At 61.4% G+C, this 8264-nt stretch carries 11 protein-coding genes and 1 rRNA gene; 8 read left to right on the forward strand and 4 right to left on the reverse strand.

The annotated features are described in order from the left end of the window. Both E5Z01_RS18750 and E5Z01_RS18755 read left to right on the forward strand, forming a co-directional pair. Positions 1 to 116, forward strand: a 16S ribosomal RNA gene (locus tag E5Z01_RS18750); the annotation flags it as partial. A 150-nt stretch (positions 117 to 266) separates the two neighbouring features. Next, entirely contained in the window at positions 267 to 518 is a 252-nt protein-coding gene (locus E5Z01_RS18755) for an acyl-CoA-binding protein (protein WP_135230770.1), read from the forward strand. A gap of 21 nt (positions 519 to 539) precedes the next feature. Here E5Z01_RS18755 and E5Z01_RS18760 read toward each other — a convergent pair whose 3' ends face one another. Together E5Z01_RS18760 and E5Z01_RS20320 are read right to left on the reverse strand one after the other, a co-directional pair. Next, positions 540 to 1955 carry an ABC transporter substrate-binding protein gene (locus tag E5Z01_RS18760; protein WP_338069174.1) on the reverse strand — a complete coding sequence of 472 codons (1416 nt, stop codon included), beginning with the start codon at positions 1953 to 1955 and terminating at the stop codon, positions 540 to 542. 6 nt (positions 1956 to 1961) lie between these two features. Further along, positions 1962 to 2108: a hypothetical protein gene (locus E5Z01_RS20320; RefSeq protein WP_338069173.1), complete on the reverse strand. Its 147-nt coding sequence runs from the start codon at positions 2106 to 2108 to the stop codon at positions 1962 to 1964. 175 nt (positions 2109 to 2283) lie between these two features. Between E5Z01_RS20320 and E5Z01_RS18765 the strand changes: the two genes are divergently transcribed. The 6 genes from E5Z01_RS18765 (at position 2284) to E5Z01_RS18790 (ending at position 5904) form a co-directional block, all read left to right on the forward strand. Continuing rightward, complete coding sequence (locus E5Z01_RS18765) at positions 2284 to 3069, forward strand: ImmA/IrrE family metallo-endopeptidase (RefSeq protein ID WP_135230771.1); 786 nt, start codon at positions 2284 to 2286, stop codon at positions 3067 to 3069. Further along, on the forward strand, positions 3066 to 3932 hold the full coding sequence (gene folP / locus E5Z01_RS18770) for a dihydropteroate synthase (protein ID WP_240738585.1): 867 nt from the start codon (positions 3066 to 3068) through the stop codon (positions 3930 to 3932). The genes E5Z01_RS18765 and folP overlap by 4 nt, the downstream gene beginning before the upstream one ends. A gap of 71 nt (positions 3933 to 4003) precedes the next feature. Beyond that, entirely contained in the window at positions 4004 to 4360 is a 357-nt protein-coding gene (gene folB, locus E5Z01_RS18775; protein ID WP_119763914.1) for a dihydroneopterin aldolase, read from the forward strand. Continuing rightward, complete coding sequence (folK, locus tag E5Z01_RS18780; protein ID WP_135230766.1) at positions 4357 to 4845, forward strand: 2-amino-4-hydroxy-6-hydroxymethyldihydropteridine diphosphokinase; 489 nt, start codon at positions 4357 to 4359, stop codon at positions 4843 to 4845. The genes folB and folK overlap by 4 nt, the downstream gene beginning before the upstream one ends. A gap of 133 nt (positions 4846 to 4978) precedes the next feature. After that, a complete protein-coding gene (locus E5Z01_RS18785; protein ID WP_135230767.1) occupies positions 4979 to 5485 on the forward strand; it encodes a P-loop nucleotide/nucleoside kinase family protein in 507 nt (168 codons plus the stop codon). Next, positions 5482 to 5904, forward strand: coding sequence for a MarR family winged helix-turn-helix transcriptional regulator (locus tag E5Z01_RS18790; RefSeq protein ID WP_135230768.1), 423 nt, complete (start codon positions 5482 to 5484; stop codon positions 5902 to 5904). The genes E5Z01_RS18785 and E5Z01_RS18790 overlap by 4 nt, the downstream gene beginning before the upstream one ends. Before the next feature lie 212 nt (positions 5905 to 6116). Here the strand turns inward: E5Z01_RS18790 and prfB are convergent. Next, a protein-coding gene (gene prfB, locus E5Z01_RS18795) for a peptide chain release factor 2 (RefSeq protein ID WP_135230769.1) occupies positions 6117 to 7212 on the reverse strand; the annotation gives its coding sequence in 2 pieces (ribosomal slippage) (positions 6117 to 7166 and positions 7168 to 7212; 1095 coding nt in all). A gap of 185 nt (positions 7213 to 7397) precedes the next feature. Then, positions 7398 to 7910, reverse strand: a complete 513-nt coding sequence (locus E5Z01_RS18800; RefSeq protein ID WP_119763904.1) for a hypothetical protein — start codon at positions 7908 to 7910, stop codon at positions 7398 to 7400. Between the last annotated feature and the right edge of the window lie 354 nt (positions 7911 to 8264).

Below are 8264 nucleotides of genomic sequence, written 5' to 3' on the forward strand. Positions count from 1 at the left end.
CGTTGCAGCTAAAACCACCGGGAGCCGCAAGGCAGGTGTCTAGGCTGTGGCGCATGACTGGGGTGAAGTCGTAACAAGGTAACTGTACCGGAAGGTGCGGTTGGATCACCTCCTTTCATCGCTCCGCTCCATCGCTGCTCTTCTTCACTCTGTCTCTAAAGGCCGTCACGCAACCGTGTGACGGCCTTTTCTATTCCCTTGATGCGAACTTGTACCCGGTACATCATATTGGTTAGAGTGCGTCCATGACCACGCCTTCTCTCGAAATGGCTTTTGTCCAGGCTCAACAGGCTGTCAAGCAGCTCAGCAAGAAACCGGACAATGCTATCCTTCTCAAGCTTTATGCGCTTTACAAGCAGGGCAGTGAAGGGGATGTCTCTGGTAAACGTCCCGGCGGGTTCGATTTCGTAGGTAGTGCCAAGTACGACGCGTGGGCAGGCCAGCAGGGCAAAACGCAAGAGCAAGCCCAGCAGGAGTACGTAGAACTGGTACAGATCCTGCTGGAAGCCGATCATTGAGGTGGTGCTGAAGCGGGAGGTTTACTTGATGACCACCGTGTCGAACTGGTCACTGTTGGTGGGGTTGGGTGTCCAGCCGGTGACATTCTTGCGGCTGGCGCACAGTGGGCGGCTGTGTACCATCATGATGCGCACGGCGGACTCGTAGGCGAGTTCCTGAGCTTTGGCGTAAATTTTGGCGGCTTCCGACTGATTTTTGGCCGCAGTGGCGTTGTCCAGCAGTTTTTGCAGGGCCTTGTTCTCGTAAGCGGTGTCGGGTTCGCCGCCGGGGCCGAAGTGCGGGTCGTAGAAGGTGCTGGGGGAACCGTAACTGCCACTCCAGCCCAGCATGTACAGGTCGAAACCGGGATTCTGGCGGCTGTCTTCCAGGTATTTGGCCCAGTCCTCAGTTTTCAGGTGGGTCTTGATGCCCACCGCCGCCAGGTCGGCGGCAATGGCCTCCGCGATGGGTTTGGGCGTGGGAAAATAAGGGCGCGACACTGGCATGTACCACAGATCGAGCGTCAGACCATTGGCATACCCGGCCTCGGCCAGCAGTTTTTTCGCCTGGGCCACATTCGGTGCGGCGGTGTTGGGTACGTTCTTGCTGTTGGCCCAGCCCAGAGCTGGCGGCACGATGCTGTTGTCGGTGGCGCCCAGCGGCCCCCAGAAGGCGTCCACGATGGCGGGGCGGTTGATGGCGTACATGATGGCCCGGCGCACGCGCACGTCCTGAAGTTCCTTGCGGGTGCCGGTGTAAATGTTCAGCATGCCGACGTTGAAACTGGGCCGCAGGATGGCCGTCAGTTTCGGGTCGCCCTGCACGGCCTTCAGGTCAGCGGGGTTCAGGTCGCAGGACAGGTCGAGGGTGCCGGCCCGCAACTCGTTCAGGCGGGCGCTGGGGTCTTTCAGGAACCGGAACAGTACACCGTCATTCCTGGGTTTGCCGCGCCAGTAGCTGGGATTGGCCTTCAGGACGATGCGATCACCCGTTTTCCAGCTGTCGAGGACGTACGGCCCGGTGCCGACCGCACCGCCGGCCGGACTGCCGTACTTCTCCCCGGCTTTCTTCACGGCGGCGGGGCTGGCGATCCCAAAGAAACTGGTACTGATGCGGGCCGGAAAGTCCGAAACGGGCCGCGTGAGGTTAAACGTCAAGCTGTAATCGTTGTTCTTCTTGATGCCGGCCAGGACACTGCCTTTGCCTTTCGATTCGCCCAGAATCTGCCCCCAGCTTTCCCAGGTGTGGTTGTAACGGGCCGGGCTGGCGGGGTTCCACCATCTCTCCACGTTGAAGATCACGGCGTCGGCGTTGAAGGGCGTCCCGTCGTGGAATTTCACGTTGCGGCGCAGGGTGAACGTCCAGTTCTTCATGTCGGCGCTGGCCGCCCAGCGGGTCGCCAGGCCGGGATCCAGGGTAGTGGTGCCGGGCTTGAACTCGCCCAGCGTGTCGTAAATCTGGTTCTACACGGTACTGGAATTCGAGTCGATGATGTTCCCCGATTCCAGGGAGACGGGTTCACCACCTGCGCCGTACACCAGGCTGGCGGCGTGCGCAGGAGCAAGGCTAAGGGCGAGGCTGACGACCAGACCAGTGAGCGTTCGCTGCATATGACCTCCCGAGATGATCTCCCACTATGGCACGGCGCGCCGTGCGTTCGGACGCGCTGACCGTGAGCGACATGCACAGCTTCCGGACTTTATCCGGCGGCCCGGCTGCCGTTTTTCCGTTACTCTGCACCTTGTGAGCGACTCGACACAGGCCCTGGCCGCAGCGAAAGCCCGCATGAAGGCCCTGGCCGCCGGGTATGCCCGCAACGTGCCGGGCCTGGACGCGCACAGCCTGATGCTGGGCCTGGAAGGCATCGGCCTGGAATTTATGCCGATGGGTGACCGCGACGGTGCTTACGACCCGGAACACAAGGTCATCCTGATCAACAGTAAAGTCCGCCCGGAACGGCAACGCTTCACACTGGCGCACGAGATCAGCCACGCGCTGCTGCTGGGCGACGACGACCTGCTCAGCGACATTCATGACGTGTTCGAGGGCGAACGGTTGGAACAGGTCATCGAGACGCTGTGCAACGTGGGCGCGGCGGCCATCCTGATGCCGGAGGAACTGGTGCGTGACATGATCGCCCGCTTCGGCGAGACGGGTCGGGCTCTGGCGGAACTGTCGAAACGGGCGGACGTGAGCGCCTCCACCGCCCTGTATACCCTCGCGGAGTACACCCAGGGGCCGGTGCTGTACGCCGTGTGCGCCGTCGCCAAGCAGGAGGACGACGAGGGCATTCCACGCCCGGTGCTGTCCGTGCGCGTCAGTGGGGCTGCCCCCAGCGTCAAGTACACGCTGCGGCCGGGAACGCCCATTCCTGACGACCACCCCGTCGCGCTGGCGCTGGACACCGGGTTTCAGATGGAGACGGACAGTTACGTGCCGTTCCCATCGGGCCGCAAGATGCCCGCGCATGTCGTGGCCTACCCCAACAAGTACCGCGTGATCAACGTCAGTTTTGCCCTTCAGAAAGGCGAGATTCAGGGCGAAATGCCGAAGGATGACCCGGACAAGTGAGAACGCACCGCCTCACCTTCCATTTTCCCGTGCCGGGGGCGCTGAAAACCCCCCTGGGCTGGGAAGTGGCGTGGACAGGTTGCCGGGTCATGGGCATCCTGAACGCCACCCCCGACAGTTTCAGCGACGGCGGCAAACACTATGCCCTGCACCACGCCCTTGAGGCTGCGAAGAACATGGAGAGGGTCGGGGTATTCATGCTCGACATCGGCGGCGAGAGCACCCGCCCCGGCGCGGAACCTGTGGACGCCAGCACGGAGCTCGACCGCGTTCGGCCCGTCATTCACGCCCTGAAGGACGCCAGAATTCTGCTCAGCGTGGACACCATGAAACCCGAGGTGGCCGCCGAAGCCCTGAAAGCCGGAGCGCACCTCATCAACGACGTGACGGGCCTGCGAAACCCCGAAATGGTGCGCGTATGCGCCGACGCAGGTGCGGCCGCGTGCATCATGCATATGCAGGGCGAACCCCGCACCATGCAGCAAAACCCCGTGTATACCGACGTGGTCGCCGAGGTTCACAGCTATCTGCGCGGGCAGGCCGCGCGGGCCAGGGCAGACGGCGTGCCTTCTGTCCTGCTGGATCCCGGTATCGGCTTCGGAAAAACCAGAGAACACAACCTGGCCCTGCTGCGCGCTGTTCGTGCCCTGGCGCAGGGAGACGCCCCTGTGCTGATCGCCGCCAGCCGCAAACGCCTGATCGACTATCTCGCCGATGTCCCTGACGCCGCCGACCGCGACCCTGGCAGCCTCGCCATTCACCTGCACGCTGCCCGTCAAGGCGCGGCCCTCGTGCGTGCCCACGCTGCCGGGGAACACGTGCAGGCGCTGAGGGTACAGGCGGCGCTGATGGCCGAAAGCTGACGACAGGTCGAGCCGTTGGGGAAACCAACTCCCGCACTGCCCACTCGCTCCACAGGCCCTATCCTTGCCCCATGAGTCGCGTTGTGCTTGAAGGACTGGAATTTCACGCCCGGCATGGCGTCTTCGAGACGGAAGCTGTTCTGGGTAGCCGTTTCATCGTGGATGCGGAGCTTGCTTACGATTTCGCGGGCTTGCCGGATGACCTGGCGGCGGCGGTGAATTACGCGGCGGTGTATGAGGTGATTCGTCAGGAAGTCACGGAGAACCGCGTGCAACTGATTGAGGTGCTGACAGACCGCATTGCCCGCCGGGTGCTGCGCGAGCAACCCAAACTGAAGCGGGTGACGGTACGTGTGCATAAGCCCTTCGCGCCCATTCCCGGCGTGTTCAGGGACGTGTTTGCGGAATTGACGCTGGAGCAGGCTTGAAGCACACCGCTTTCATTGCGCTGGGTGCAAACCTGGGCGAGCCACTCCCGATGCTGCGCTGGGCCACACAGGAAGTGGGCCGTCTGGGCGAGCTGGTGGGCGTCTCGCGCCTGTACCGCACCGCGCCCGTGGGCGGGCCGCCCGGTCAACCGGATTATCTGAACGCCGCGCTGAAGCTGGAGACCACGTTCTCGCCGACAGATTTGCTGAACGCTCTACACGCCATCGAGGCGCGCGCTGGGCGCGAACGGCATGAACGGTGGGAAGCCCGCGTGCTTGACCTGGATTTGATTCTGTTCGATGACCTGGTTTCGGACACCGGGCCGCTCTTGCCGCACCCCCGCGCCTGGGAACGGGCGTTTGTGCTGGCCCCCCTGGCTGACCTTGACCCGCTCCGGAAACACCCGCGCACCGGGGAAGCGGTGGCAGACGCCTTGGCCACAGTCGAGCAAGGCGGCATGGCGGTCTTGCTGGAAACGTGGTGAGGAAGGCGAGGAAAGCTCCTCTAACCTCCTGTGTCGGCTGCAACCGGCCCAGGCCAGAGGAAACCTGGAATTGCGCGTATAAAACACAAGTCGTAAACTTGACAAATATTTGATTACTCAAGTAAATTACGGCATGACCGAATCTGGCACATTGCACATTCTTTTCGGCCCGCAAGGTGCAGGAAAGACGACCTACGCCCGAGGGCTCGCGGAGCAGCGCAGCGCCATGACGTTTTCCATAGACGAATGGATGCAGCGCCTCTACGGCCCCGACCTGCCGCACCCCATCGAATTCGCCTGGCTCAAGGAGCGCCTGGAACGCTGTCATGGGCAAATCTGGCTTGTGGCTCAGCAGGCGCTGCACAGTGGCGCAGACGTGGTACTTGACCTCGGGTTGCAGCGCCGGGCGGAACGCACCCGGTATCTTGAACTGGCCCAACCGTACCCGAGCCGGACTTACTTCGTGGATGCGCCGCTCGACCTGCGCAGGCGCCGCGTGACCGAGAGAAACGCCCAGCGCGGCGAGACTTTTTCTTTTCAGGTGACCCCGGAAATGTTCGATTTCATGGAAACGTTCTACGAGGCTCCGGATGAAGCGGAACTGGCGACGGTCAGCCACGTCTGCCATACCAGCGCATGACGCCGACCTCACTGGCCACCCTGCTGCGTTTCCACCGTTTTCATCTGGAGTTGACGCGCCGGCTGGATCACCGGCTGGGGGCCCTTCATGGCCTGAGTTTCAGTGATTTCATCCTGTTGCGGGCTTTGGCGCTGGCGCCGGCCGGGCGCCTGCCACGCGGCGATCTGGCGCTGGAGGTGGGCCTGACGGCCTCAGGCGTCACACGCGCGCTGCTGCCGCTTGAAAAACTGGGGTTGATTGTCCGGGAGGCCAACGAACGAGATGCCCGCGTGAGTTATGCCGCCCTGACGCCGGCGGGGTTGGCGCTTGTGGAACATGCGGCCATCACGACCGAACAGATCAGTCAGGACGTTCTTGGAAAACTGTCCACGGAAGGGCAAATGCAGTTCCTACAACTGGTCGAGGAGATCAGCCGCTAGTCCAGGCTGCTGGCAGTAGTGACAGATTCAGCAATGGGCCACGCAAAGAGAAACGTCCGAATGTCGCAGGGCACTTCTGCACAGCATTCGGACGTTTTTTTAGGGCAGAGAATCAGATGACGTCAGGTGTGCCCCCATATCCAACTACCCTGTCGACTTCACTCCCTTCGTTCGGTCATTCAGTTGCTCAAAAAGCACGTCATCTTGTGCTTTTACTCGTCGTCCCCGGCTTCGTCAGCCACACGCTTGCCGGCCATCCACTCCAGACCGGCCCACATCAGGTCGTCCAGGTCGCCGTCGAGCACGTCGTCGGGGTTGTGTTTCATGAGGCCGCTGCGGTGATCCTTGATGTACTGCTTGTCCAGCACGTAACTGCGAATCTGGCTGCCCCACTCGATCTTCTTCTGTTCACCGCGCGCCTTGGCTTCCTCGGCCTCGCGTTTCTTCACTTCGATGTCGTACAGGCGCTGTTTCAGGATTTGCAGGGCCAGTTCCGCGTTCTTGATCTGACTGCGCGTAATCTGGCAGGCCACCGCGATCCCGGTGGGAAGGTGTGTCAGGCGCACTGCCGAGTCGGTGGTGTTCACGCCCTGCCCACCCGCGCCCTGTGAGCGGAACACGTCGCGCCGCAAGTCGGAATCGGGAATGTGAATGTCGATTTCTTCCTCGGGCACTTCTGGCACCACGTCCACCGAAGCGAAGCTGGTGTGGCGGCGGTTGTTGCTGTCGAAAGGCGAAACGCGCACCAGCCGGTGAACGCCGTGCTCCGGGGCCATCATCCCGAAGGCCTTTTCGCCCCGGATGATGAATTCGGAACTCTGCACCCCAGCCTGGTCGCCGTCCACCTGATCGAGCATCTCGACCTTGTAGCCGCGCCGCTCGGCCCAGCGCATGTACATGCGGGCCAGCATCCCGGCCCAGTCCATGCTCTCGGTGCCGCCCGCGCCGGACTTTACGCGCACGATGGCGGGCGTGTCGGCGTGCTTCATGGTGAAGAGGGTCTCGCGGTACAGGTCGTCCACGCGCCGGGCCAGGTTGTCCTGCTCCTCGGCCAGCATCTCGCGTTCTTCCTCGTCGGCCATCTCCAGCATTTCAGTGAGGCTGGCGGCGTTGCTGCTCAAGTCGTTGTACTCCTCGACGATGCGCCTGACCGTTCCGGCCTCCTGCGTCACCTGCCGCGCCCGGCCACTGTTGTTCCAAAGGTCAGGGTCACTCAGTTCACGATCCAGTTCGTTCAGGCGGCGCGTCTTGCCGGGAATGTCAAAGATACTCCCGGAGAGACGCCAGTTGATCCAGTAGTTCCTGCATGGCGTGCCTCCCTTCCGCGTTTCTCCCCATAAGCCGGGGCGCGGGCTAATGCCAAGAAAAAAGTATACCGGATAACGGGATTCAGTCTGTAGCGCGGGTGGCTTAGGGCAGAAAGTATGCTGTGACGTGTCAAGGGATTTGTTGGCCCAGTCATCCTCTCTCCCGAAGCCGACTGACGGAGTTCTTCAGAAGAAGTCACACCAGGACAGCATTTCAGTGGGCTGGTTGTTCTGGAAGCGCACGCCTACACCGTGTTCCCCATCCACTTCTGACCAGAATCCCAGGGCGAACTCGTCAGGTGTCGTGGGGGTTTCTGGGATGATGAGTCCCATCAATTGAAATTCGGCGTCATAATCGGCCTCAGTCATGGTTCCCCAGGGCGACATGTCATCGCAGGTTTCCCAGAAAGGCATGTTGTTATCATCCAGCAGGCCCCATTTATCCAGGTCATTTATGACGTCCCTGCGGGCAAAAGGGATCGCGTGAGCGCGTAGGGAAGGCAACTGAACCATGACGCTACGGATCAAGTTCAAATGTGCTTGATCAGGCGTGGTGTCCTGTAGCGTTCCGGGCAGGTAGACAGAGATTTCCTCTCTGTTTGGGTCGGTAAATTTGCCCGTCCAGCCGCCATAATTTTCATGACTGAATTCAATTCCCGTGAGCGGATCAGCGAAGCTGATGGTTTGTGGGTCAACCATGTCCTGAGAGTACCTGAGGACCTCAGTACCCGACAGTTTCGAGAAGCGCTGTGCGGGAAGCTGAAAACTCGGTTTTCAGCTTCCCACTTGCAATGGACACCCTATCTGGTGCCCTATAGAGCGCGTCAAACGCTGAACTCGTTGCTCTCAGTCTGAATTTCGCCTGCCACTTTCCTGAGTACCGGAAGAGCCAGGTCGAGCTTCTCTCGCTCGTCGTTTTTGCCCTAATCAAGGCCAAGGATGTGCGTCACGCAGCGCTCGCAGAGCGCTTCCCAGGCGATGCCAAAACAGACTCTGTCATCCGACGCCTTGAACGCTTCTTCGACCAGCATCCCCTGTGTCCAGCAGACGTGG

Origin of the sequence: Deinococcus fonticola, assembly GCF_004634215.1 — a bacterium.
In the GTDB taxonomy this organism is placed as follows: domain Bacteria; phylum Deinococcota; class Deinococci; order Deinococcales; family Deinococcaceae; genus Deinococcus; species Deinococcus fonticola.

Excerpts from the sequence above, each read along its gene's own strand:
- E5Z01_RS18800 (WP_119763904.1), bottom strand. The coding sequence starts at position 7,910 with ATGGTTGACCCACAAACCATCAGCTTCGCTGATCCGCTCACGGGAATT.
- folB (WP_119763914.1), top strand. The coding sequence starts at position 4,004 with ATGAGTCGCGTTGTGCTTGAAGGACTGGAATTTCACGCCCGGCATGGC.
- E5Z01_RS20320 (WP_338069173.1), bottom strand. The coding sequence starts at position 2,108 with ATGCAGCGAACGCTCACTGGTCTGGTCGTCAGCCTCGCCCTTAGCCTT.
- E5Z01_RS18785 (WP_135230767.1), top strand. The coding sequence starts at position 4,979 with ATGACCGAATCTGGCACATTGCACATTCTTTTCGGCCCGCAAGGTGCA.
- E5Z01_RS18765 (WP_135230771.1), top strand. The coding sequence starts at position 2,284 with ATGAAGGCCCTGGCCGCCGGGTATGCCCGCAACGTGCCGGGCCTGGAC.
- E5Z01_RS18755 (WP_135230770.1), top strand. The coding sequence starts at position 267 with ATGGCTTTTGTCCAGGCTCAACAGGCTGTCAAGCAGCTCAGCAAGAAA.
- E5Z01_RS18790 (WP_135230768.1), top strand. The coding sequence starts at position 5,482 with ATGACGCCGACCTCACTGGCCACCCTGCTGCGTTTCCACCGTTTTCAT.